Source organism: Campylobacter sputorum (assembly GCF_002220775.1).
Classification (GTDB): Bacteria; Campylobacterota; Campylobacteria; order Campylobacterales; family Campylobacteraceae; genus Campylobacter_F; species Campylobacter_F bovis.
Map to the genome: position 1 here is coordinate 1,647,630 of NZ_CP019685.1, position 24,868 is coordinate 1,672,497.

23 protein-coding genes and 1 tRNA gene are annotated in these 24,868 nt (G+C 29.7%); 8 read left to right on the forward strand and 16 right to left on the reverse strand.

Annotated elements, in window-relative coordinates; translation table 11 throughout:
- Positions 1 to 2: 2 nt before the first annotated feature.
- From tkt to CSPB_RS08365, 7 genes are all read left to right on the forward strand, one after another.
- Positions 3 to 1,916, forward strand: a complete 1,914-nt coding sequence (gene tkt / locus CSPB_RS08335; RefSeq protein WP_089193865.1) for a transketolase — start codon at positions 3 to 5, stop codon at positions 1,914 to 1,916.
- A 333-nt stretch (positions 1,917 to 2,249) separates the two neighbouring features.
- A tRNA-Ser gene (locus CSPB_RS08340) sits at positions 2,250 to 2,337 on the forward strand.
- A 214-nt stretch (positions 2,338 to 2,551) separates the two neighbouring features.
- Positions 2,552 to 4,930, forward strand: coding sequence for a DMSO/selenate family reductase complex A subunit (locus CSPB_RS08345; protein WP_089193866.1), 2,379 nt, complete (start codon positions 2,552 to 2,554; stop codon positions 4,928 to 4,930).
- 3 nt (positions 4,931 to 4,933) lie between these two features.
- Entirely contained in the window at positions 4,934 to 5,596 is a 663-nt protein-coding gene (locus CSPB_RS08350) for a DMSO/selenate family reductase complex B subunit (protein WP_089193867.1), read from the forward strand.
- Positions 5,583 to 6,428, forward strand: coding sequence for a DmsC/YnfH family molybdoenzyme membrane anchor subunit (locus CSPB_RS08355; RefSeq protein ID WP_089193868.1), 846 nt, complete (start codon positions 5,583 to 5,585; stop codon positions 6,426 to 6,428). The genes CSPB_RS08350 and CSPB_RS08355 overlap by 14 nt, the downstream gene beginning before the upstream one ends.
- A gap of 76 nt (positions 6,429 to 6,504) precedes the next feature.
- Positions 6,505 to 6,726, forward strand: coding sequence for a hypothetical protein (locus tag CSPB_RS08360; RefSeq protein WP_151899148.1), 222 nt, complete (start codon positions 6,505 to 6,507; stop codon positions 6,724 to 6,726).
- Positions 6,727 to 6,800: 74 nt separating this feature from the next.
- Positions 6,801 to 7,010, forward strand: a complete 210-nt coding sequence (locus tag CSPB_RS08365; protein ID WP_089193870.1) for a hypothetical protein — start codon at positions 6,801 to 6,803, stop codon at positions 7,008 to 7,010.
- Between the two features lie 494 nt (positions 7,011 to 7,504).
- Here CSPB_RS08365 and CSPB_RS08370 read toward each other — a convergent pair whose 3' ends face one another.
- Complete coding sequence (locus CSPB_RS08370) at positions 7,505 to 9,418, reverse strand: FUSC family protein (protein ID WP_089193871.1); 1,914 nt, start codon at positions 9,416 to 9,418, stop codon at positions 7,505 to 7,507.
- A 69-nt stretch (positions 9,419 to 9,487) separates the two neighbouring features.
- Here CSPB_RS08370 and CSPB_RS08375 point away from each other — a divergent pair, with 69 nt between their 5' ends.
- Positions 9,488 to 10,732, forward strand: coding sequence for an MFS transporter (locus CSPB_RS08375; RefSeq protein ID WP_089193872.1), 1,245 nt, complete (start codon positions 9,488 to 9,490; stop codon positions 10,730 to 10,732).
- Here CSPB_RS08375 and CSPB_RS08380 read toward each other — a convergent pair.
- The 15 genes from CSPB_RS08380 to CSPB_RS08455 all read right to left on the reverse strand — a co-directional run bounded on the left by CSPB_RS08380 (position 10,709) and on the right by CSPB_RS08455 (position 24,525).
- Positions 10,709 to 11,152 carry a nucleotidyltransferase family protein gene (locus CSPB_RS08380; protein WP_089193873.1) on the reverse strand — a complete coding sequence of 148 codons (444 nt, stop codon included), beginning with the start codon at positions 11,150 to 11,152 and terminating at the stop codon, positions 10,709 to 10,711. The genes CSPB_RS08375 and CSPB_RS08380 overlap by 24 nt on opposite strands.
- A gap of 6 nt (positions 11,153 to 11,158) precedes the next feature.
- The gene (locus tag CSPB_RS08385; protein ID WP_089193874.1) at positions 11,159 to 11,740 is read right to left on the reverse strand and encodes an NAD(P)H-dependent oxidoreductase; all 582 of its coding nucleotides are present in this window, start codon (positions 11,738 to 11,740) and stop codon (positions 11,159 to 11,161) included.
- Between the two features lie 68 nt (positions 11,741 to 11,808).
- Entirely contained in the window at positions 11,809 to 12,594 is a 786-nt protein-coding gene (pstB, locus tag CSPB_RS08390; protein WP_089193875.1) for a phosphate ABC transporter ATP-binding protein PstB, read from the reverse strand.
- Between the two features lie 3 nt (positions 12,595 to 12,597).
- A complete protein-coding gene (pstA, locus tag CSPB_RS08395) occupies positions 12,598 to 13,455 on the reverse strand; it encodes a phosphate ABC transporter permease PstA (protein WP_089193876.1) in 858 nt (285 codons plus the stop codon).
- Positions 13,452 to 14,333 (reverse strand): phosphate ABC transporter permease subunit PstC, encoded by an 882-nt coding sequence (gene pstC, locus CSPB_RS08400; protein ID WP_033917181.1) that lies wholly within the window; start codon positions 14,331 to 14,333, stop codon positions 13,452 to 13,454. The genes pstA and pstC overlap by 4 nt, the downstream gene beginning before the upstream one ends.
- A 76-nt stretch (positions 14,334 to 14,409) precedes the next feature.
- On the reverse strand, positions 14,410 to 15,432 hold the full coding sequence (gene pstS / locus CSPB_RS08405; RefSeq protein WP_033917180.1) for a phosphate ABC transporter substrate-binding protein PstS: 1,023 nt from the start codon (positions 15,430 to 15,432) through the stop codon (positions 14,410 to 14,412).
- Positions 15,433 to 15,719: 287 nt separating this feature from the next.
- Complete coding sequence (locus CSPB_RS08410) at positions 15,720 to 16,886, reverse strand: DUF4857 domain-containing protein (RefSeq protein WP_033917179.1); 1,167 nt, start codon at positions 16,884 to 16,886, stop codon at positions 15,720 to 15,722.
- The gene (locus CSPB_RS08415; RefSeq protein ID WP_089193877.1) at positions 16,883 to 17,563 is read right to left on the reverse strand and encodes a hypothetical protein; all 681 of its coding nucleotides are present in this window, start codon (positions 17,561 to 17,563) and stop codon (positions 16,883 to 16,885) included. The genes CSPB_RS08410 and CSPB_RS08415 overlap by 4 nt, the downstream gene beginning before the upstream one ends.
- Complete coding sequence (locus CSPB_RS08420) at positions 17,563 to 18,405, reverse strand: ABC transporter ATP-binding protein (RefSeq protein WP_033917177.1); 843 nt, start codon at positions 18,403 to 18,405, stop codon at positions 17,563 to 17,565. Before CSPB_RS08420 ends, CSPB_RS08415 begins: the two co-directional genes overlap by 1 nt.
- Positions 18,402 to 19,196, reverse strand: a complete 795-nt coding sequence (locus CSPB_RS08425) for an energy transducer TonB (RefSeq protein WP_089193878.1) — start codon at positions 19,194 to 19,196, stop codon at positions 18,402 to 18,404. The genes CSPB_RS08420 and CSPB_RS08425 overlap by 4 nt, the downstream gene beginning before the upstream one ends.
- Complete coding sequence (locus CSPB_RS08430) at positions 19,193 to 19,576, reverse strand: ExbD/TolR family protein (RefSeq protein ID WP_052137729.1); 384 nt, start codon at positions 19,574 to 19,576, stop codon at positions 19,193 to 19,195. Before CSPB_RS08430 ends, CSPB_RS08425 begins: the two co-directional genes overlap by 4 nt.
- Positions 19,560 to 19,994: a TonB-system energizer ExbB gene (gene exbB / locus CSPB_RS08435; RefSeq protein WP_033917175.1), complete on the reverse strand. Its 435-nt coding sequence runs from the start codon at positions 19,992 to 19,994 to the stop codon at positions 19,560 to 19,562. Before exbB ends, CSPB_RS08430 begins: the two co-directional genes overlap by 17 nt.
- A gap of 13 nt (positions 19,995 to 20,007) precedes the next feature.
- Positions 20,008 to 22,533, reverse strand: coding sequence for a TonB-dependent receptor plug domain-containing protein (locus tag CSPB_RS08440; RefSeq protein ID WP_089193879.1), 2,526 nt, complete (start codon positions 22,531 to 22,533; stop codon positions 20,008 to 20,010).
- Positions 22,534 to 22,735: 202 nt separating this feature from the next.
- On the reverse strand, positions 22,736 to 24,286 hold the full coding sequence (locus tag CSPB_RS08450; protein WP_089193881.1) for a PepSY-associated TM helix domain-containing protein: 1,551 nt from the start codon (positions 24,284 to 24,286) through the stop codon (positions 22,736 to 22,738).
- Entirely contained in the window at positions 24,268 to 24,525 is a 258-nt protein-coding gene (locus CSPB_RS08455) for a hypothetical protein (protein ID WP_033917171.1), read from the reverse strand. The genes CSPB_RS08450 and CSPB_RS08455 overlap by 19 nt, the downstream gene beginning before the upstream one ends.
- Positions 24,526 to 24,868 lie beyond the last annotated feature (343 nt).

Genomic DNA, 24,868 nt, shown 5'->3' on the forward strand with positions numbered 1-24,868 from the left:
AAATGTATCAAAAAATGGCTGATACTATAAGATTTTTAAGTGCTGATATGATTCAAAAAGCAAACTCTGGACATCCTGGCGCACCTATGGGACTTGCAGATATTATGGTTGTTTTAGCAAAACATTTAAAGCACAACCCTAAAAATCCAAAATGGTTAAACCGCGACAGATTAGTCTTTTCAGGCGGACATGCAAGTGCGTTAGTTTATAGCTTTTTATACCTAAGTGGATATGATTTAGATATGGATGATCTTAAAAACTTCCGCCAACTCAACTCAAAAACCCCAGGACACCCTGAAATAGAAACTAATGGAGTTGAAATTTCAACAGGACCTTTGGGGCAAGGTGTTGCAAATGCTGTTGGTTTTGCAATGGCAGCAAAATATGCAGCAAATTTACTAAATGATGAAAACAAAAAAATTATAGATCACAAGATTTATTGTTTATGCGGTGATGGAGACTTACAAGAAGGAATTAGTTATGAAGCATGTGCGTTAGCTGGTAGATACTGCCTAGATAATCTTGTTATCATCTATGACTCAAATTGTATAACAATCGAAGGCTCAACTAGTATTTCTTGGAATGAGGATGTAAAAGCTCGTTTTGAAGCACAAGGATTTGAGGTTGCAAGGATAAATGGACATAATTACGATGAGATAGAATTTGCTATAAATGAAGCCAAAAATAAAGAAAAACCATATCTAATCATTGCAAATACAACTATCGCTAAAGGTGCTGCAGATTTAGAAGGTTCACACAAATCTCACGGCTCGCCGCTAGGAGAAGAGCTTATAAAAAAAGCAAAAAAACTCGCAGGATTTAATCCTGATGAGAAATTTTTTGTAAGTGATGATGTATTAATAAGATTTAGAAGTGCTGTTGAAAAGGGTGATTTGGCACAATCTTTATGGGATAAAGAAGTGTCAACCATAAGTGAAGATAAGAAAAAATTATTAAACGAGCTAAAAAATCCTGATTTTTCTAAAATAACTTATCCTGATTTTAAAAACAAAAAAATTGCAACTCGCGATAGCAATGGAGAGATAATAAACGCTATTGCCGCAGCACTTCCTGGATTTTTAGGTGGGAGTGCTGATTTAGCACCATCAAATAAAACTGAGCTTAAAGAAATGGGTGATTTTCCACATGGCAAAAATTTACACTTTGGTATAAGAGAACATGCAATGGCAGCTATAAATAACGCCTTTGCAAGATATGGTCTATTTTTGCCTTTTTCAGCTACATTTTTCATTTTTAGCGATTATCTTAAAAACTCAGCTAGAATGGCTGCTTTAATGGGTTTAAAGCACTTTTTTATATTTACTCACGACAGCATTGGCGTAGGAGAAGATGGACCAACTCATCAACCTATAGAACAACTATCTATGCTAAGAGCTATGCCAAATTTCTATGTTTTTAGACCAGCTGATGGAAATGAAAATGTAAAATCTTGGCAAAAAGCACTTAGTTTAAACTCGCCTAGTGCTTTTGTATGTTCTCGCCAAGGGTTAGAATATATAGGAGAGCCGATTTTCGGAGATGTAAAAAATGGTGCTTATTTGCTTAAAAAATCAAACAAACCAAAACTAACACTTGTTGCAAGCGGAAGCGAAGTTAGTTTATGTTTAAAGACTGCTGAAATTTTAGAGAGTGAAAATATAAGCGTAAATGTTGTTAGCGCACCTTGTTTTGATCTGCTTTGCGAACAAGAACAAAGCTATATAAAAGAAATTTTTGATGAACATAGTTTCATTTTAGCCGTTGAAGCTGCAAATTCCAATGAATGGTATAAATTTGCAGATGAAGTTTTTGGTATGAAAAGTTTTGGAAAAAGTGCAAAAGCCGAGGATTTATTCGAACACTTTGGATTTACTCCTAAAAATATAGCAGATATTGCAAAAAATTTAATTAAATAAAACATTATATTCTTTATAGCTAGCAAAAGCATTAAATTTTGTTTTTGCTAGCTAAATTTAAAAAACAACACTACTAACAAAACAAGAAATATTGTTATTAGTTTGCAACAAATTTTGCGATAACAATGCCTTATTGGCATAATCATTAAAAAATTTATATATTGTTATTATAAAGAATTATCATTGATTTATTGGCTTTAATACAAAATTTAATAACTCATAAAATAACATTTATTTAAATCAAAACTAACTTATAAAACATAAACCTAAAGTATTAGCTAGATTATAAAAATTTTAATTTAAGATTAAATTTGCTAGAATGTGCCACTTGTAGGGCAGATGTCCGAGTGGTTGAAGGAGCACGCCTGGAACGCGTGTGTGGGGAAACTCACCGAGAGTTCGAATCTCTCTCTGCCCGCCACAATAATTAATAAATCTAGCTTAATACCAAATAAAAAAGTTTAAATTTCGATTTTAGATTTTAAAAATATTTCGTAATTTAAAAACTTAACGACACATTTATACTTCTATCTATAAGTTAACTTCGACAAAGATACTTAGATATAAAAAATTAATTTAAGCTTAAGTTAATAAGTGAGAGGTATAATTATTTTATTTTGAGAAAAGGAGATAATTTGAGAGTAAATAGACGAAATTTCTTAAAACTTAGCGGACTTACCGGTGCTTATGTTATGAGCGCATCAGCAAATGAGCTAAATCCACTAAAAAATGATGAAGAAAAAACCTTTATTGGCGGCTGTCCAGTAAATTGTGGCAGTAAATGTATGCTAAAAGCTCATGTAAAAGATGGTATCATCACTCATATGACAACAGATGATGATGGTGATGACACCTACGAAAATCGTCAAATACGAGCCTGTATTAGAGGACGCTCTACAAGATATAGATACTATAACCCAAATAGACTTCTTTATCCGTTAAAAAGAGTTGGAAAAAGAGGAGAGGGTAAATTTGAACGAATTAGTTGGGACGAGGCTATTAATACAATAGCTTCTAAGATGAAAGAAGTAAAAGAAAAGTATGGAAATGAAGCACTTTATATACTTTATCACACAGGCACTATTGGTTCAACTATGGCAGGTTGGTTGGATGGTAGTTATCATAGATTGCTCAGTTTTTTTGGCGGTTATCTAAATTATCACAATAGCTATTCGACCGCTCAAATAGCTAATGGTTTAACTTGTTTTTATGGCACAAGTGCAGGGTCTGATATTGAAAATTTAGCTCATGCAAAACTTGCTGTTTTATTTGGTTCAAATCATGCAGAAACCAGAATGGGTGGCTCATCGATTGGATATTCTTTGCAACAAATGAGAGAAAAAAATAGCACAAGAATTATTTGTATAGATCCACAATATAACGACACTATGATAGGAAATAGCGATGAGTGGATCCCAATAGCTCCAGGAACCGACGCTGCTTTAATAGCAGGTATGGCTTATGTTATGATCAAAGAAAATTTATATGATAAAGAGTTTTTAGATAAATATTGTATAGGATTTAGCAAAGAAACCTTGCCAGAAGATGCCCCAGAGAATAGCTCTTATATGGATTATATTTTAGGAACAGGCTATGATAAAACTCCAAAAACTCCAGAATGGGCAGAGAGAATTACAAGAATACCAACTTCAAGGATTATAAAACTTGCAAGAGAGATAGCCTCTACAAAGCCATGTTTTATAGAACAAGGTTGGGGACCACAACGCCATGCAAACGGCGAACAATCAAGTAGAGCTATCGCGACACTAGCCTGTATGACAGGAAATGTTGGTATTTTAGGTGGAAATACAGGTGGTAGAGGCGGAAGCAGTTGGAATTTTGATACAACTCCACTGCCTTTTAATAATCCAGTTAAAACTTCTATTCCATGCTTTTTATGGTATGAGGGAGTTAGGCTTGGTGAAAAGATGACTGCCCTAGAACACGGCGTTAGAAATGCAGACCACTTGAAAGCTCCTATTAAAATAATCTTTAATTTAGGTGGAAATTGTCTAACAAATCAACATGCAGATATTCAAACAACTAGCAAAATTTTAGAAGATGAAAGCTTGTGCGAGTTAATTATAGATGTTAATATTACAAGAACTCACTCAAATTCATATGCAGATATAATTTTGCCTAGCGCTTTGTCTTTTGAATACAATGATATTGTTAGAGTTACAATGGGCGATTGTAGCACGAGACCGTATGCAATATTTGCTCAAAAAGCCATAGAGCCACTTGGTGAAACTAAAACACCATATGAAATTTGCACTCTTTTAGCAAATAAGCTTGGTGGTCGTGAATTTGAAGCACAATTTACAGAAAAGAGAACTTGGGACGAATGGCTTGAATGGTTATGGAATGACACAACAAAAAAATATAGCTTTTTACCTTCTTATAATGAAATAAAAACCAAAGGTTTTTGGAAAATTGATAAGCCCGTAAAACCAAGAATAGCTCTTGAAAATTTTATCAAAGACCCCAAATCAAACCCACTAAACACTCCAACAGGAAAGATTGAAATTTATTCAACAAAGTTGGCTGAGATGAAAAAAACTTGGAAACTTTTACCAGGTCAACAAATAGAGCCTGTTCCGGTATTTGAAGATGTTCTAATGGGGCCAAGAGATCCAATGAGAGAAAAATATCCAATTCAGTTTTATGGATATCATTACAAGGGAAGAACACATTCAAGTTTTTGGGATAGTCCTGCTATTAGAGAACTAAATCCACAAGAAATTTTAATTAGCAAATTTGATGCTAAAAATAGAGATATTAAAACAGGCGATAAGGTTATAGTGGAAAATCACATAGGAAAGATAAGTGGAATTGCAAAGGTAACTTCAAGAGTAATACCAGGTGCTGCTTTAACATATCAAGGCGGATGGGCTAAATTTGAAAATGGTATTGATGTAGGCGGATGTATAAATACTCTAACATCAGATCAACCAACAGCGATAGCTAAGGGAAATGGCGTTCATTCTGTTTTAGTAGAGATAAGAAAGGCTTAATAAATGAGTAAATTAAATAAAGATGATCAATTTGGGTTTATGATAGATCAAAGCAGGTGCGTAGGTTGCAGAACCTGTCAAATGGCTTGCAAAGATTACAAAGATAGACCAGTGGGAGTAAATTTTAGAAGAGTTTATGAGTATGAAGGTGGTGGATATAGTATGAATGAAGAAGGCACTATCATCTCAAATGATGTTTTTGCTTACTACACATCTATAAGTTGTAATCACTGCGTAGATCCAGCCTGTTTAAAAGCTTGTCCAACTGGTGCTATGATGAAGACAAGATATGGCATTGTTATGGTAAATGATAAAATTTGTGTTGGCTGTAAAGCTTGTGCTATGGCATGTCCATATGGTGCACCACAATTTAACGCTACTGAAAAACATATGAATAAATGCGATGGCTGTATAGATAGACTTGATGAGGGACTTGATCCAATCTGCGTTGCCTCGTGTCCATTTAGGGCGCTAGATTATGGAAATATATCTGATTTAAGAGCTAAACATGGCTATTTAGCAAGCGTTGCACCTTTGATAAAAGAGAGTGCAACACTACCAAATTTAGTTATAAAACCTGAGAAAAACACTAGAAAAAGTGGTGATAAAGGTGGAGTTATGCATCTGCCACATCGCTATCAAGGAGTAAAAGATGATATTGTTTGATATTATAGCTGCTGAAATTCCACTTCTATTTTTTACAGTATTTGCACAAGCTATTATAGGGTTAGTTTTTGTTTATACTCCTGCTTATTATCAAGGAATTAGAACAAACATTAAAAAATTTGGCATATTTACTACTATTGCTATGGGTATAGCTATGCTTCCATCACTATTTCACTTAGGAGATATAACTCACTCACTAAATTTCATAAGAAGAATGGGAGTGTTTTATGCAAATCATGAGTGGCATATAGGCTGGATGAATAATGAAGTTGCTTTTGCAGGACTTGTGCTGCTTTTTGCTCTTTTACTTTGGTATAAAAATAATAAGATATTTTTATATCTAGCTTTAATAAGTGGAATTTTATGTATATTTTTTATGGCAGGAGCCTATGGAAGTATGCAACGCACCGTTACAACTTGGAGATTTGATGTAACATTAATCAACTTCTATGCTTGTATGTTTTTCTTAGGCGGATTGATGTATCACACATTTTTTGCAAAAGAAGAGCATGAAGAAAAGATGGCATTTTTAGTTGGACTATTTGGCGGTGGTATGCTTTTAGTTGCAATAGTATTTCAAACTCTGCATTTAGGAAATGTTCAAGTAGCAGGTATTATAAATCCATTTGATCTGCTTCAAGGAAACTACTCTAAGTTTATTTTTTTGGGTGCTATGCTTGTAGGACTTGCTATGACAATTTGGTATTTTAATATCTATCTTAGAAACAAAAGCAAAATCATAGCAGGACTAGCTTTAATTATAGGAATACTTGGAATCTTAGCAATTAGAGCTATTTTTTATGGATTAGTAAATACTCATGTTATGTTATAGTTTTTGTGCGGGATTTTTCGCGCAAATATTTTATAGTGCAAATGAAAGGCTTTTTAATAAAATAAAAAGCCTATATTTGCATAAAAATTATTTTTATGAAAGATATAGCGAATCATTTAGAAAAGAGGTTGAGTTATTAAGTAAATTTGATGACTTTAAAGATATAAATGCTGATTTTACAAGACTTTTTATAGCTAATTTAGATGAAACAAAAGCCTCTCCCTTTGCTTCATTTACTACTCAACAGATTGCCACAAATTTATACTCAAAATTCAGTAGAAATAGCTCAAATTTATAAAGATAAAAAATTTAACTCTTATTTTACAGAGCTTCCATCTGATAGTGTTTCAAATGAACTTTTATTTTTGAAATTTGCTTTTAAAAATCATAAGAATTTGTATTGCAAAAGAATTTTTAGAAGATGAGATTTTACCTTACGCTTTTAAATTTAGCAAAAGAATCCAAGATAGTGCTAACACAACTTACTACAAGGCATCTGGATATTTATTTGAAGATTATATGAATTTGTTAAAAGATGAGTTATGCTTAAAAATTAAAAAAAGATATGTAAATTTGGCTTAAAATTGAAGAACACATTATACGACAACTCAAAAAAAATTAGAAACTCTCTTTGTGTTACGAGAACTTATCGACCCCTACTTTAATGGTGTTAAATTATTAAATTTCAGTTTAATTTGTATAATGAAAAATAAGCAATGTTACCAAACATATGAGAAGTATTTTTACATGAGATTTAGAAAATTTAAAAATAAATTTATAGAGTTTGTTGATTTAAAGTTTATAAGTTCAAAGGAAGAAACCAAAAATTTCAAAATATTTTTTGTTGATTATTTGAAATTTTAGTGTTATATTTTAAAAATATAAAATTTGATTGTGAATATAAATATGTCCGTAAAGCAAAATTTTTCTCAAAAGATTATTATTTAATAAAGCAGATAAAGGCATTGTAGTGCTGTAGTTTTAGTAGAGTATAATTAACAAATCTCTTACAATTTTGCCTAATTAAATTTTTAAAGTTATATACTATTTTAAAAAGCATAAATATAACTAAAATTTCACCATATTTTTGTATTTTTCGCATCGTCAATATAACCATAAAGATTTTCTTGATAATTCGTTATTTTATTCATCATAGTAAGCAGTTTCTTATCATCATTCATAAAATCACTAAAAAAATAAGATGGAAGATAGTCATTTAAGCTTTTTAACATATCAAATCGACTTTTTATAGCTAACAAATCATTATTTACAAACTCATCATCAAAATCATGCTTTTGCAAATAAGTTTTTAAATTTAAAATCATTACATCAATATGCTCAAACTCACATAAAATATCATCAAATATTTTGCTTTTAGTAGTTTTTATAGAATTTTTATAATCTTTTAAATTTAATAACAACAAACTTTGATTGTTAGTGAAGTTATCTAAATTTTTATTTATAATTGTATATAAGAGATTTGAAAAATTTATTAATATTTTGTCTATTATAGGTCTTATTTCATCTTTTAATCTATGTCTCCAAAATATACTTGATATTATAATAGAGATTAAAAATCCAACAGCCATATCTTCAAATCTAAGCAACATAAGTCCCTCATAGTCTGCACTAACAAGAGCAAAATACATTGTTAGTAAAATTATAAAATTAATCATCCAAAAAAAGAAGCTAAAAGGTTTAATATAAAATACTAAAAACAGCATAATAAAACCAATAACATAAAACATCAAACTAACACCAAATAACAAAAGCAAACCAACTCCAATAACCATTCCTATAATAGTAGCAATAATTGTATCTTTTGTAGCGTTTTTAATATCATCAACACTAAATCTCATAACAGTCATAACACCAAGTGCTATCCAAAATCCATGATCCACATTAAAATACAAAGCCATGAACACACCCAAAGAAACAGCAAAAGCAAATTTTACCGAATATCTAAAAGTCAAATTTGTAAAATCAAATGATTTTTTTATTTGCGATAAAATACTATTTTTTTGCTTTATTTCTAGGCTAATTTTTCTTTCTCCGCCTAATATAAAAAGATTAAATGTATGGTATAAAATTTCTAAAGATGATATAACTTCTTTATTTTCCTCTTTTAGTTTAAGAAATACATCGTTTTTTACTTTAATATCTTTGTCCAAAAAAAGTAATTTTAAATTTTTTAGATTTAAAGAAATTTCATCTTGTAATTCTTGTATAATCTTATCATCTTTTACCTGTTTATAACTCGCTCTAATAATGCTTAAAAGATGTAAAATTTCTTCACATTTATATAGATAAAACAAAGCCCTTGAATGATTTTTTATTAAGTTTTGATCTTTAAACTGAACACTTTTTAAGGAAAATAATTCTTTTAATTTACTTATGTGTAATAGGCTTTTTTGCTGAAATTTGCTAAATTTGTTATCAAATAAATTTACATTTAAATTTATCAAATCATCTAAAATCGCACTAAATGCTTTTTTTGTAAATTTTCCATGTGATGTAAAACTAACAACTCTTAAAAATGTTGATATTAAGCCACCTATCAAAAATCCTATCATAACGGCAGTTTTATCGCTTTCATATTTTATAGCAATAAGCAAGAAAAATCCGCCAAAAGTTGTCTGGATTAAAGCTAAGCTTAAATTTTTATTAAAACACGAACAAAAAGATATGAAAAAGAGCCAAAAAAATGTCGGGATAAAAAGATATAAACCAAGATTTCTAAAATTATCCATAAAATATACAAAAGCGATGGAAGTTGCTATATAAGAAAAAAAAGCAAAAACTTCATCTTTTGTGCTTCCTTTTATATTTATAAGGAAAAATATCCCTACAGACGCGGCACTTGCCCATATAAGCCCACCAAATCCATAAAAAATATTTGCCACAAAAGCACAGCAACAACAGCTTTTATAGCATAAAAAACTAAAATTGGCAGGATCATTTTGTTTTATAATATTAAAAAATCTTGTCATAAAATTTACTCCAAAATCCGTATTATATCTTAAATTTTTTTATTAAGTATACTTTGATATCATAACAAAATGAGTAAAAATTTTAAAAATCCATTTATATCATTAAAATACAAAAATTTCAGATACTATTGGTTTGGTATGAATATATCACTGATTGGTTCTTGGATGCAAAGCATTGCTCAGCCTTGGTTAGCACTAACTATAACAGATGATCCGTTTTTAGTTAGTATTGTTGCAGTTGCTCAATTTTTACCAATACTAATTTTATCGCTATTTTCTGGTGTTTTAGTTGATAAAATTAATACAAAATATATACTATTTATTTCACAAATTGGACTAATGTTAGTTGCAATAGGTTTTAGTATCATGACGATTTTAGATAAAGCGTTATATATAAATATACTTATGTTGGCTACTGCTAATGGTATTTTCTCATGTATTGACGCACCAGCTAGACACTCATTTGTTTATGAGCTAGTAGATAACGATGATTATATACAAAATGCAGTTGCATTAAACTCAATGGCTTTTAATGTAGCAAGAGTTTTAGGACCAGGACTTGCTGGTATGGTTATGATGAGTTTTGGAGTAAAATACTGCTTTATATTTAATGCTATAAGTTTTGCAGCCATCATAGTAAGTTTATTTTTTATAAAACCAAATCGCAAAATTTCAAAACAAGAAAATAAAGGCAATGTATTATTGTCTATTAAAGATGGTTTTAATTATGTAAAAAATCAAAAAATAATATCACATAATCTTTTCATAACTTTAATTATGACTATGTTTATACCACATTATAATATAACCATATCAGCACTTTCTAAATTTATCCTTGACGGAGGGGAACAAACTTTTGGATATTTAATGTCTTTTCTTGGCATAGGCTCATTTTTTGGAGCATTTTTTATAGCAATGTATGGAAAACTTAGCTTAAGACTTATAAATACAATACCTTTCATAACTGCTTTTAGTCTATTTTGCATAGGAATATGGCAAATTTTTTGGGTGATTGCACTATTTTTATCACTAACAGGATTTTGTTTTGTTATAACAGCAGCTAGCATAAACTCAACAATACAGCTTAATACCAAAAATGAATTTAGAGGAAGAGTTATGAGTATTTATAGTCTGTTTTTTCAAGGAAGTGTTCCGTTTGGAGCTATATTTACAGGATATTTCACTAATAAGTTTGGAGCAAATGCTGGGTTGTTTGTTTGTGCTATATCTGCTATTGTTTGTTTGTTAGTTTTAATGTTTTATAGCAAATATAATAAAAATAAACCTATACTAAAATCCATCTTCTTTAAATAAATTTTGTTTAAGCCAAAGACCTATTTTATTTTTTTGTTTTGATTGTTTCTTTATAGTATTTATGGTTTGCCTTTTTTTGCTATAAATTTTAGTCGCACCATCAAAAACTGAAGTATAAAAACTATCTCCTTTTGCAATTTTTTCTTTAATCCCTGATTTAGTATCTACAAATATATCTATATCTATGCCATATTTATCTTGAAATTTTTTAAGATCATTTCTTAAATTTACAAAATCCCTGTGAAACTCTTCTTTTAAATTTTTCTTTACTACAAAAAGATCTACATCGCTACTTGGTTTTGGATTACCTTTTGCATAACTTCCAAAAAGCCAAATTTCTTTTGGCTTTATAGCCAATAATTCTTCTATAAGTTCTTTTTGTATATCACTTGGCAAACTGCTATTATTTTGACTATTCATTTTGATTTACACAACAAATTTTATAAGATGTTTTTTATAGTTTTGTATAAAAACATCTACTTTAGGATTTTTTACAACATCATTGCATATAAATGTAGGAAGTGCACTCATACCTATAAATTCGTGAGCTTTATGCAAATGTAAATATACCTTATCTACGCCAATGCCGCCAAAAAATTCATCTTTATCATTAAATGCTTCAATTGGTGCATTCCAAGTTAAACTAAACATATATTTTTTATTTTTTAGCAAACCGCCTTTTCCATAGTTTTTCGCAGGATTTGCACTACTTCTACCATCATTTTTAAAAAACTTTCCATCGCTACTAGAGAAAACCTCATCGATGTATTTTTTTACAATCCATGGCTCACCCATCCACCAGCCAGGCATTTGATAAATAACAAGATCTGATTTTAAATATTTTTTTACTTCATCACAAACTTCATAACCACTATCAATAATAGTTTCACTAACATTTTTTTTCATTTTTGTTAGTGTTTGTTTTGCTACATCATGAAGTGTTTGGTTTAATCTTCCGCTAGAATTTCCAAAAAATTTAGCACCATTTATAAGTAAAATATTTTTCATAAACTATACCCTTAGCTTTATACTAAAGAGATTATATAATACATTTTTTAAAATTTTTTAAATACCTATCAACCAAATTTACCACCAACATATTCTTGAAGCAGTTTTTCTCTAGGATTTTCAAATATCTGTTTAGTTTCTCCAAATTCAACCAAATCCCCAAGATACATAAATGCAGTATAATCACTAATTCTAGTAGCTTGTTGCATATTGTGCGTAACTATAACTATGGTGTATTTTTCTTTTAGTCTATTAATAAGTTCTTCTATAGCTATAGTTGAGATTGGATCAAGTGCAGAAGTTGGCTCATCAAAAAGCAAAACATCTGGACTAACTGCAATCGCTCTAGCAATGCAAAGTCTTTGCCTTTGTCCACCACTCAAACCGCCAGCATCATCATTTAATCTATCTTTAACCTCATCCCAGATATTTGCACCTTTTAGGGATTTTTCAGTAATTTCAGATAAAACTTTTTTATCTTTAATGCCTTGAAGTTTTAAACCATATTCAACATTATCTTTTATACTCATAGGAAAAGCTGTAGGTTGTTGAAAAATCATTCCTATTTTTATTCTAAGATCTATTAAATCTGTTTTTGGATCTAATATATTTTTATCATGAAACAGTATCTCTCCTTCATATCTATTGCCTGGATAAAGATCGTGAATTCTATTTATGGAACGAATAAGTGTTGATTTACCACATCCACTTGGCCCAATGAGTGCTGTTACTTTATTTATAGCAACAGGCATATTTATATTCCTTAAATTTGGACTTTGAGAACTTGCATACCAAAATGAAAAATCTTTGATAGTTAAAATCTTTTTGTCATGAATTTCAGTTATAGTTGACATATGTTACCTTTTCTTTTGTTTGATTAAAAATCTACACACTATATTTATACCTAAAACAAATACAGCTAATAAAAACGCTGTTGACCATGCAATTATATTTTGATATTCATCTGGATATTGTGTAAACTCATAAATTGTATTTGTAAGAGATGGCATAGGCTCTAATGGGTTTAATACAAAAAAATCACTATGAAATGATGTAAATAAAAGTGGTGCTGTTTCTCCTGCAACTCTTGCAATAGAAAGTATTATACCAGTTACTAATCCATTTTTAGCAGCACGAAAAATTATATCTACTATGACTCTATACTTAGGTGCACCAAGTGCAATAGCTGCTTCTCTTAAAGTTTGTGGCACAAGTGTCAACATATCATCAGTTGTTTTTAAAACAACAGGTATCATCATTATACAAAGTGCTATAGATCCAGCTAAACCACTATAACTATTCATAGGACTTACTAATATTGCATATGCAAAAGCACCAATTACAATAGATGGGGTACTCATCATAATATCGCTCATATTTCTAACGAAATTTGATTTTTTATCATTTGGACCACCATATTCACTTAAATATGTTCCTGCTAATAACCCAATGGGAATACCTATTAAAGAAGCTATAGTTATCAAAATTGCATGACCTACTAAAGCGTTTCTAATACCGCCTTCTATAGTATCAGTTAAAAACATCCTAAAACTAAAACCATCAATGCCTTTTATAACTAGTGTTAATATTATCCAAAAAAGAAATAAAAGACCAATTATTGCAAAAAATATAGAAAAAGTACTTACAATATTATTTATAAATACTCTTTTTTTAGTAGCTTGAAGCCTTAATTTCAAAAATCTGTCTTCACTCATTTTATAACCCTTTTTTCTCTTAAAAACACAAATTTAGCTATGGCTATAGTTATAAAACTAATAACAAAAAGTATGAGTGCTAGATAAAATAAACTGCTTTCATAAATTTCATTACCCATTGCTTCGCCAAATTGCGTAGCTAATGTAACTGGTATACTAGTTGCTGGATCAAAAATGCTATTTGGCACAACAGAAATTCCTCCAAGCAAAAATGCAACAGCCATTGTTTCTCCAAAAGCTCTGCCTAAAGCTAAAATTATTGAACCTATAATGCCAGCTTTAGAATATGGGAAAATTATATCTTTTACCACATCAAACTGAGTTGCACCCAAGGCATAAGCAGATTCCTTTAAAATTTCAGGAGTTGCTTCCATGCTATCTCTTGTAACTGAGGCAATAAATGGTAGTATCATTATAGAAAGCACAATTCCACCAGTTAAAAGTCCCATGCCTGTTCCGCCAAAGAGTTTTTGTATTATTGGAACAAAATATAAAAATCCCCACATACCATATACAATAGAAGGAATGGCAGCTAAAAGTTCTATATTTATACTGAAAAAATTTCTAATTCTAAATGGAGCAATTTGAGTTAAAAATATAGCTATTCCAATCGCAACAGGAGTTGCTAATAACATAGCAATTATAGTTGATACAATAGAACCATAAATGGAAGCAAAACCTCCAAATTCACCTTTATTTACATCCCAAGTTGAATTTATCAAAAATTCAAATCCAAACTCTTTTATAGCAGGTATTGAGTAATAAACAAGTGCGATAAAAATAGCAAATAGTATCACAAGAACTAAAATAGAAGCTGTTTTAGTAAAACTACAAAATATAAGTTCTCTAAATCTTGCATTTTTTTGAATATTTGTCATGAATTATTCTTTGTTATTAAATTTAAAAACCCTAAATTTAATTTAGGGTTTTTGTATTTTAAGATAAAACTTAAACTTATTTTGGAGAAATACCGTATTTTTTCCAATACTCATTAATCATTTTAACAGTATCTTCAGGAAGAGGTAAATAACCTAAATCTTTAGCCATTTTTTGTCCTTTTTGACTTTCAAAAGCCCAGCTGAAAAATCTAGTTACTTTTTTTGCTGACTCCACATTATCACTAGGAACAAGAACAAATGTTGCAGCTGCTATAGGATATGATTTTGCACCTTTTCCATAAGCTAAAACATCATAAAAATGTTCATCAATGCTAAAGTTTGAATTTAATGCAGCTTTTGCAAAATTCTCTTCAGTTGGTTCAGCCCAATCGCCATCTTTTGTTTGCAAAGTAGCAGCATCTAGATTTTCTTTTACTTTATAAGCATATTCTATATAACCAATTGAATTTTTTGTTTGCTTAATTGTCTTAGCAACAAGTGGATTTCCTTGAGCGGGAGTAACTTTTGCACCCCAATTTATTGTCTTTTGTGCACCGAAATTTTTTGCCCAATCTTCATTTGCTTTTGAAATATAACTTGTAAAATTAAATGTCGTTCCACTTGATTCACTTCTAACAACTGGCACTATATCTGCATCTGGGAGTTTAATATCTGGATTTAATTTTGTTAAAACAGGATCATTCCATTTTGTTATCTTACCTGAAAATATACCAGCAACTGCTTTACCATTTAGTTTAAGAGCATGATCCTTTATATCATCTAGATTATAAGCTAAAACTATACTTCCTATAACTGTTGGAAATTGAAGTAATTTTTTATCTTTTAACTCATCTTTTTTTAAAGCTGAATCTGTTCCACCAAAATCTCCATTTCTGTCTGTAATTGCACTCACGCCTTTTCCACTTCCACCGCCACTATAAGTAACTTGATTTTTTGTATCACTATAGTAACCTTTTGCCCAATCTTTATAAACTGGAAGCGGGAAAGTTGCTCCTTGACCCATTATTTTATCGGCAGCATTTGCACTACCCACAGCAACCATTGACGCTATTACTAAACCTGTTAATTTTTTTAACATTTTTACATCCTTTCTGAGATATTTGCAGATTATTCTATTATAGATTTATTACAAATTGAAAACAATTTGAAAAAAATATTTTTATTTTATTTATTGTATACCTTAATTCTATACATAAAATATTTCATCTTAACAATGAACTATGATATAGCAATAATTGGTTTTGGGAAAGCTGATAAAATGGCAAATCTTGGGAAAAGGTTGCTTTGATTGAAAAAACTAAAAATTTTAAGAGTATAAAATGTTGATGTTTGTAGCAAGAGTGTTTAAAGCAATTATTATATGAACTATACCACTAAAACACTCAAAAAGCCGTAAATTCCAAAGATTAAAACAAGGATTGATTTTGCAAATCTCTCTTTTTTGTTTCTAAAAATATACAACGCAAAAACAAAAAGCAATAAATTTAACCAAAAAACTTTAAAGTTAATATTTGAAATATTAAATTTATAAGCATAACTATCTGCTAAAAAAATTTCAAAAGGCAAAACAATCTTTTTTATCATTTTTAGTCCGTTTAATGTGCCAAATTTATACTCAAAAGTCCTTAAAACATTGTAATTTTTATCAAAATAATATACATAAACTATGTCATTTTTCTTAATACTCATGCTTTTACTCATCGGTGTTATAGAGATCTCAAGCCTATCTGTAGCTGGATCATAATGTTTGCTTGGTAAATTTATAAGACTATAATTATCATAACTTACCAAACTAACGCCGTTCTTATCAATAATAGCACCATAAAATTCACGTCTTTCATTTTCACTAATAAGCATAAAATCTACATCTTTTATTTTGGTTTTTTTGACAAATGGGGCCAAGTTTTTCATTTTTATATGAAAGAGCTCATTTTTACTATCTTTTAAAAATACTCCCTCATCAAATGGTTTTTTGGTAGTTGGGTTTGTAAAATGGGCTTGAATGGGAAACTTAAAATCCAAATTTAAAAGAGTGGTTGTAAATTCCTTGCTTAAATTTTCATCCTTTTTAAGAGTGTTTAAATTTGTAAAAATAATACCTGATTTATCACTAGTAATGGCAAATTCGTTGTATCCTAATTTTAAATATTTCGGATTTGACTCAAAAATAGTAAAGATAGGTGGATATTTTTGGTTAAAATTTTCAGGTTTTATACTAAATTTTTGTGAATTTGCTCTTATTTTATCTGCATTTCTCCACTCATCATAAGGAAAACGGTTATTTGCGATAAGGTATGTATAAAAAGAAAATGGCAAAGAGTCTAAATACTCATCAAGGCTTAAATTTTTATCTTTGCCTTTAAAATACAACACCTCTTTTTGCTTTGATGTTTGAATTATAAAGTCATTATAAACTTCCGAATAATTTATGCTTGCACTCTCTTTTGGAGATTTTAAAAGTGCATCAATACCTCTTGGCAAAAAAATAGCCAAAATAAAAGATAGTATAACAATCTGTATGATTTTTCTCATTTTATATAACCTTTTTTATAATTTTCAAAAGCTATAGATAAAGTGCAAATCGCATAAATAAATGAAAGCAAAAGATAAAAACCACTGTTTTGATTATAATAAAAACTTGGAATTTTGCTAATGTTTGGATTGAACTCGCTATATAAAAAAAACACAGCAAGAGTAAAAAGTGCGTTTACAATGGCTCTTTTTTTAATCGGCTCAATTATGACACTACCGCACATAAGATATAAATTTAGACCAAATAAACAGCTAAAAATCAAGTGCGAGTTTATAAGTTTTATAAGTTCATTATGAAAATATATTTTGCAAATCAGGTTAAAAACTATAAATTCTAATAAATAAACCAATATGATACAAAAAAAGCCCACAAGGACTATATAAGAGATGTTTTTTAAAATGCTATTTGGAAAGTGCAAACTTATTCTAAGTCTTGCACTAATCCTCTCTTTTGAAAATACAAGCACCCCTACAACAAAAGCAAAGATGATGTTTAAAACATCAAGCCCAAAAAATGAAAAGTTTTTTGTATATAAAACCCCTAAATTTAAGACAACAGCATCATTTGAAATGACAAAATTTCTAAAAATAAAAGCTATGTATATTAAAAAACTTATAATTAAAGCTATAAATACATATAAAAATTCTCTAAATTTATAAAACTCTTTTTTAAACATCAATATCTCCCTGTATAACCCAAAAATGCATCTTCAAAGCTTAAATTTAACTCTTTTGCATCCTTTGAAACACCGTCTAAAAAACCATAAATTTGTACTTCATTGTTAAGCTCAACAGTACTTTTTATGCCCGAAATTTCATTTAAATTTGCATTTTTTGGAAGCGAGTAGCCTTTGAAATTTGCTCTAAATTCATCGTATTTCATTATAAGAGGTGACTCATTTTTTTGTATGATAACTATATCATCAAGCAATTTATCCAAGTCATTTACAATATGGGTTGTCATCAAAACGCTTTTTTCACCATTTTTTAAATAATCACTTAAATATTCAATAAAAAGCCGTCTATATCCCGTATCAAGCCCAAGAGAGTAATCATCAAGGATTAAAAGCTCAGGAGAGCTAGCAAAGATAAGTCCTAAAACGACTTGCGATCGCTGTCCACAAGATAATGTTGAAATTTTTTGATTCATATCAACTCCAAGTTTTTTAAAAAGGTCAAAAAAACACTCTTTTTTAAATTTTGTTTTATACTGAGTTGAGTAAATTTCATATAAATTTTTAACTTTTAAATAATCGTAAGTTATATATCCTTCATATAAAAGCCCTATCTTTGCTCTTGCTTTAGGACTTAAATTTGTGCTGTCTTCACCATAAATCAAGCATTTTCCTGAAGTCGGTGTTAAATTTCCCATCAAAATATTTATAGTTGTGCTTTTGCCGACGCCATTTTTACCTAAAAGACCTACGACTTTGCCTTTTTCTACACTGAAATTTAGATTTTCATATATCTTTTTTTTACCATAATAATGCGTTAAATTTATACATTCTATCACATTCATCTTAGTTCCTTTGAGTTAAAATTTATAGGTACATTTATTTGAGTACCGATAACTTCAATAGGAAAATCAACTTTTGCTTTATCTATTATGGCAAGAGCGTGTTTATCGAGGATATTAGCTCCACTACTGCTAGATACTTGCAAAATTTCAAAGTTATCTTTATCTTTAAGTTTAAAACTTACCACAACCCTGCCCTGAATACCCATAATTTCTGCTTTTTTAGGATATGTTTTGTATTTTAAAATAGCCTTATAAATAAGCCCAGCTATATTAGTTCCATCATTGTCTTTTTTTGTACCACTTGCCGTATTACCACCTGCTATATTTACATTATTTGAGCTTTTAACAAGAGAGGTTTTTTTCTGATTAATACTGCTTTTTTTGCATCCATTTTTGCATTTGTGAATCTCTTTTTTTATCTCTTTTTGCATTTTTTTGTTTGTTACTTCTTTTTTGATAATAACTGGTTCTTTTATTATATCTTTGGATGACTCTATAATTTTAGAACTCTCTTGCGAATCAGATATTTCTACAACATCATCTTGTATGCTTTCAATGTTTGACATTTCATCACTTACTATATCAGAATTTGCACTAGAATCCTTATTTGTATCATTGCTAGCTATTTGAGTAAAAGATACACTAAAAGCACTTCTAGTTTCTATATTATCAGAAAAGCTAATATTAGTTTTTTCATTTTGTATTCCATAATGATATGCTGCAAAAGCCGATACATATATACAAGTCGAGATAAAAATAGAAACAAAAAGTCTTTTTTTATTATTATTCATTTTTTTACCTCTGTCATGATGATAAAATTCGAGAGTTCATGCTTTTTTAAAAGCTGAACAATATCAATAAAATATTTAAATTCCGACTTCTCATCTCCTTTAAATATTAATGGAGTCTTTTTATCAAGAGCTCCTAAATTTAGCTCAAGTGTTTCGATATCAACCAAATTGCCATCAAATTTCATAGTCCCATCAGCATAAAGTGAAATCTCAACTCTTTGTTTTGGAAACTCATCAGAACTTGTACCACTTTTTGGCAGATTCATATCCACTTTGCTATACTCAATAAAACTAGCTGCACACAAAACAATAGTGAGCAAAACCAACATAACATCAATTAATGGGACTACATTTAGCTTAAAATCATTTTCTATTTTCAAGACAATCTCTTTCAAAAATAGTTATTTTAAGCTGAGCTTTTCTAATAAAAAAACTATGAATAACAAGACTAGGAATGGCAACCACAAGTCCTAAAGCTGTCGCATAAAGTGCAGTTGAAAGACCTGTCATTATGGTCGCTGTTTCAAAATTTCCACTTCTGCCCATATCATAAAAAACAATGATAATACCAACAACTGTACCTAAAAGACCAACATAAGGTGCATTTGAACCAATAACACCGATAGTTGTTAAATTTCTACTAACATCTATTTGCAAATCTTGCAATGTTTTATATTTTTCTACTTTTATCATCAAGAAAAATAGTACTCTTTCAATACCAAGTGTTATGACAACAAAACCCATAAAACCAAGCGTTCCAAAGATTATAAAGTCAATGTGTCTGCTTAAAAATTCCAAACTCTCCTCCTAATTACCATTTATATCCGACTTCTAACCAAAATTGTCTGCCGTTGTCATAGTCTGTAACACCGTTATTGTCAATAGTTATAGCATTTTTAGTATTTAAAACATTATAAATATCTAAACTCACATAAGCTTCTTGTCTTTTTTGAGTTGGGATATCTAGTGTAAATTTAGTATCCCAAACAAAAGCTTCATCAAAATCTTTGCTTTTATAATTTGAATATTTTTTACTATTTACATAAACACTGCCATCTCTTACAACACCATCAAATCCACCTTGTAGTGTAAAGAAGTTTGTCCATGTTAAATTCGCAGATGAAAATTTTGTAAAAGTTGATGCTGTTAGCGTCCAAGGTGTGTCATTTGAGTTATTTGGAAGCTGTGAGCTATGGATGAGATTTCCATTATAAACGACTTTGCCAGCATTTTGATAAAGCTCATCATATAAATCATCATAGTCATTAAAGTTTCTATCTGTATCAGTGTAGTTAAATGAAATTTCAAAGTTATTTTTAGAGCCCAAAATATCAAATTCATTTAAGCTTCTTAGATTTAAAGTATAGATATCTGATTTGCTTCTACCTGTGTTTGTATAGAGACTGTAATTTTTAGCTAAAGTTTTACCATCTCCCTCAGGTAATCCCATGGCCTTTGCATTAGATTTTCTTATCAGATCTTTTCCTTCTCTTCTTAAGTATTTTGCACTTAGTTCAAAATTTCCAAGTTTTTGTGAAATCCCAATAGCATACTCATCATCATAAGGCACATCAAGTTCACTAAAGTTGTAGTTATTTTCTTTTGTACTATCATATTTCCAAGGATCATTTGGATTATTCCTTGTATATGTTTGCATTAAAGAACTCATATTTTCTCTTAATTTATATGCAAAGATACTTCTTCCATAGTATCTATTATATCCACCAAAGATATTTGTTCTATCATCATTAAACAGGTCTAAATTTGCTGTAATTCTAGGTGCAACATTTAAATCCCCCATATAGTCATTTTTATCAAATCTAATCCCTGGTCTTATGGTAAATCTATCTATTTTTATCTCATCTTCTAGATAAAAGCTAAAATATTTCATATCCACATCAGTTTTACCTGAGTAATAGTAGTGTTTGTCAAAATACTGTCCTGTCCAAGTTGGAAAGCTTAATGGTCTATCTGTGGTGCAAAATATATCATTTGGATTACAACTAAAAGCTCCTAAATTTTTTGTACTAATTGCACGATAATATGGCTTTGCTATATCATAAGCAGCGTCTGTTTTTTCTAAGCTAAATCCAGTTATGACATTGTGTTTAGTCATACCGATATCAAACTCATTAAATTTCATATCCGCACTGTAGCTAAATTTCTCTTGTTCTTGTTCAACATCGCCACCAATTCCATCTATATAAGTTCTCGTTTTAGCACTTGAATATCCCATGTGATTTTTTGTTTTATTCCAAACTAACATTTTGTTTGTGTTTGTGTTTCTTGTCATCTCATTAGTCGTGTAGCTTAAGTTTTGTTTTAAATTTCCTAAGCCAAAGTCATAATCAAACTCAATAGCTGTCGTTAAACCACCACCTTCAACTTCAGCTTTTGCGTTTTCTCCACCCATGCTATAGTAAGTTGCCTCGTAAGGTGCATAGATTATGCTTGGTCTAATAGTTAGATTATCATTTGCAAACCAAACACCTTTTAAAAAGAAATTTTCATTTTTTCTTTTTAATTTTCTTTTTTCTCCAACTTTGCTTGGATCAACATATTCTTTATGATATTTTTGTTGTAAAATTTCAGAGTATGTTTGATTATAGTTAAATATAAGTCCAAAGTTATCAGTTATATATCCCTCAAACAACACGCTTGTTTTATATTTTTTAAAGTCTGGTTGATAATCTGGAGTTGTTGCAAATTCAAAATCATCTTGATGCTCTTTTGCAATATGAAATTTTTGAAGGCTATCTGATGTATAGCGAAAGCTTACTTTTCCGTGAAATCCAGCTCTTGGATCTCTTGTTTTAGCATTTACAACACCACCTTGGAAATTTCCATACTTTGCTGAAACTGAACTATCTTGAACTTCTATATTTTCTAAAATATCAATATCGACATTTATACCTTGAGATGGGTTTGATAAAAATGGTGTGATATTTGCAGCTCCGCCAACTGTAAGAACGCCACCAAGTGGATTTATATCGTTGTTAATGTTTACTCCATCAATCATAAAGTTATTTTGGTAAAAAGAAGCTCCGTTTATAGAAATATTTTGTGGGGTTATCTCACCTCCATTTTTAGAAGTTCTCTCGCCTCTGCTAACTCTCACATTTGGGTTTCTCTTGATTACATCAGATACTGTTCCATCGCCCTTGGTTGAGTTATTTAGATAGTTTTTATCGTAGACAACAGAACTTCCATATTTACCCTGCGAAATCATTCCACTAGAACTATATAGACTTGCATCTATATTTACATCTTGTAAATTTATCTCATCTGAATAAGAAAACGCTGTTAAAGTGGTCAAGACGCAGATGATTTTTTTCATAATTTTCCCTTTATCGTTGTGTATGCAGTAAAAAAGAGCTGGGTAAGTCCTAAGGCAAAAAAATAATAAACAAAACTATAAAATTTGTTATTACTAAAAAGCATAAGATATAAATCTAAAACCATACATCCTGCAATAAAATAGTTCTTGTGATTAAAATTTAAAAAACCAAATGTAATGGTCAAAATTCCTAAAACAAAACTCATTTTTTACCTTTTAAAAATTTTTTTCCTAAATATCCAAAAAAAGTTACTAAAACAAAGCAAAACAAAGTTACTTTTAAAGAGCTAAAATTTGCGTAACTTCCAGCCTTTAAAGCCATAATCGCACTTACTAAAAATAAAAATGAAGTTATAAAAGATAAGATGGTATAAGCGTATCTTTTAACTAAAATAGCCGAGAGTAAAGTCGATATAATAAGAGCTATAAAAAATGCATTTACTTCTAAATTGTGTCTTAGTGGAGTGTTAAATTTAATAAGCTGATTACTTAGCAGATACATCCCAAAGCCTGTAAATAAACCTATAAAAATAGAGCCGTTTAAAAACCTACCAAGATAAAATGTTAATGTAGAATTTGAGTTTTTTTGCCAAAGCAAAGCCCCGCCAAAGCACATGAAAAGTCCCAAAATTCCAAAAACAAAAAATATAAATTTAACCATCTCATCACTGAAATTTCCTGTGTGAAAAATTTTCATAAACTGATATATTTTTTGCTCAGTATTTAGCTCTCTTTGACTCATCATATCTACTAGTTTTCCAGTTTTTATGTTGTAAAGCTCGGCACTAAACGAAAGTCCATTTTCGCTAAAAGGGTTTTTGGTATCAAAATTTAGTTGGATATAAGCCGTATCAACTGCATCTTTTTGGATTAAAATATTTTTTAGCTCTCTACCATTTAATTTTTTATCGATTATATTTTTTATATCACTTAAAGTTGGAATATATGAGCTTTGATTTTGCTTTACAACAATTTCAGAAACAGTCTCAGTAGCATTTTGTTCTTTATTTTGCTTGATCTTTCGTCTAGCTTCTCTTTTTGCTTTTGCTTTTTCATAAAAGTCTTGTTGCATAGCCGCTTGATTTTTCGATGAAATATCTTGATATATCTCTTTTAGCATAAACTTTTCTACTAAATAAAGTCCCGAGACAGAAAGCATAAAGAAAATCGCAAATCCACTTACGCTAGTTACAATATGAGTATCTCTTAAAATAGTGTTTTTACGATATTTAAAAAAATCTTTAAATATCCTTTTATGTATTATAACACCAGTTACAATAGTCAGTATCAATAAAAGTGTAGCATAGCCAACTATTTCTCTGCCTTTACTAGCAGGTATATACCAAAGGTTAAAATGAAGTTTACCTATAAAATTTCCACCATAAGTGCTTCTCGCCTTTACTCTCTCGCCACTTCCTGGATCTATGTTTATACGGGGTTTGTTTTTCTTTTTTTGATGAGCTTTTTTATCATTTTTATATGAGACACCCACAAAAGGAGATGTTTCAGAAGGAAGAGTTATCTCCCATATATCGGCATTTGCGTGATACTTGCTAAGATAATCAATCCCACTTTTTAAAGCATTTGGCGATTTATAATTGAGCCTATAATTTTCAGGTTGCATAAAAAGCGTAATTTCATCTTTGTAATAACCAAGAGTTCCACTAAAAAATAGAAAAAAACCAAAATAAGCCAACAATACGCCAATATATTTATGAGACAGTTTTAACATACTCATAATATAATCGTCCATCCAAGCAATATTATGCAAAATATAATGATATATTTGGCATCTAAGATATAACTAAGCATTGCCCAAAATGTAAAAAATCCCATTAAAAAGAAATTTGCAAATACTATTTTGTTTTGATTTGATAAATTTAAAATTTCAGGTAGCTTTATAGCAAATTTATAAGATAAAAAATATCCAACAAAAACAGCAATAAAAGTTCGAAATATAAATTTGAAAAATTTAGTTTTATTTAAACTCAAAAAACCACCTTTTTTATTATGATAATTAATTTCAAAATTATATAAGATATTTAATGAATTTTTGCTTAAAAGTAAATGATCTTATAGAATAGTTAAATTATTACATAATGAATTTTTAATATTAATAATAGTTTGGTTATGTTTATGTAGTAGAAAATAGCTATTACTTAATTTATACTAGATTATTGTGCCTGATTTTGATAGCGGAAATTCCGATATTTATGCTACTGGAGATGTAAAAAGTAGGGAGCTTTTTACATATTCTTCTTGATGATTCTATGATAGTTTTTTACACCTTTTTGGAGATAAATCTCGAAACATAATAATCATCTAGTACATGCAA

Coding starts and splice junctions, on each gene's coding strand:
- tkt (WP_089193865.1), top strand. CDS start 3: ATGTATCAAAAAATGGCTGATACTATAAGATTTTTAAGTGCTGATATG.
- CSPB_RS08350 (WP_089193867.1), top strand. CDS start 4,934: ATGAGTAAATTAAATAAAGATGATCAATTTGGGTTTATGATAGATCAA.
- CSPB_RS08355 (WP_089193868.1), top strand. CDS start 5,583: ATGATATTGTTTGATATTATAGCTGCTGAAATTCCACTTCTATTTTTT.
- CSPB_RS08370 (WP_089193871.1), bottom strand. CDS start 9,418: ATGACAAGATTTTTTAATATTATAAAACAAAATGATCCTGCCAATTTT.
- CSPB_RS08375 (WP_089193872.1), top strand. CDS start 9,488: ATGAGTAAAAATTTTAAAAATCCATTTATATCATTAAAATACAAAAAT.
- CSPB_RS08380 (WP_089193873.1), bottom strand. CDS start 11,152: ATGAATAGTCAAAATAATAGCAGTTTGCCAAGTGATATACAAAAAGAA.
- CSPB_RS08385 (WP_089193874.1), bottom strand. CDS start 11,740: ATGAAAAATATTTTACTTATAAATGGTGCTAAATTTTTTGGAAATTCT.
- pstB (WP_089193875.1), bottom strand. CDS start 12,594: ATGTCAACTATAACTGAAATTCATGACAAAAAGATTTTAACTATCAAA.
- pstA (WP_089193876.1), bottom strand. CDS start 13,455: ATGAGTGAAGACAGATTTTTGAAATTAAGGCTTCAAGCTACTAAAAAA.
- pstC (WP_033917181.1), bottom strand. CDS start 14,333: ATGACAAATATTCAAAAAAATGCAAGATTTAGAGAACTTATATTTTGT.
- pstS (WP_033917180.1), bottom strand. CDS start 15,432: ATGTTAAAAAAATTAACAGGTTTAGTAATAGCGTCAATGGTTGCTGTG.
- CSPB_RS08410 (WP_033917179.1), bottom strand. CDS start 16,886: ATGAGAAAAATCATACAGATTGTTATACTATCTTTTATTTTGGCTATT.
- CSPB_RS08415 (WP_089193877.1), bottom strand. CDS start 17,563: ATGTTTAAAAAAGAGTTTTATAAATTTAGAGAATTTTTATATGTATTT.
- CSPB_RS08420 (WP_033917177.1), bottom strand. CDS start 18,405: ATGAATGTGATAGAATGTATAAATTTAACGCATTATTATGGTAAAAAA.
- CSPB_RS08425 (WP_089193878.1), bottom strand. CDS start 19,196: ATGAATAATAATAAAAAAAGACTTTTTGTTTCTATTTTTATCTCGACT.
- CSPB_RS08440 (WP_089193879.1), bottom strand. CDS start 22,533: ATGAAAAAAATCATCTGCGTCTTGACCACTTTAACAGCGTTTTCTTAT.
- CSPB_RS08450 (WP_089193881.1), bottom strand. CDS start 24,286: ATGGACGATTATATTATGAGTATGTTAAAACTGTCTCATAAATATATT.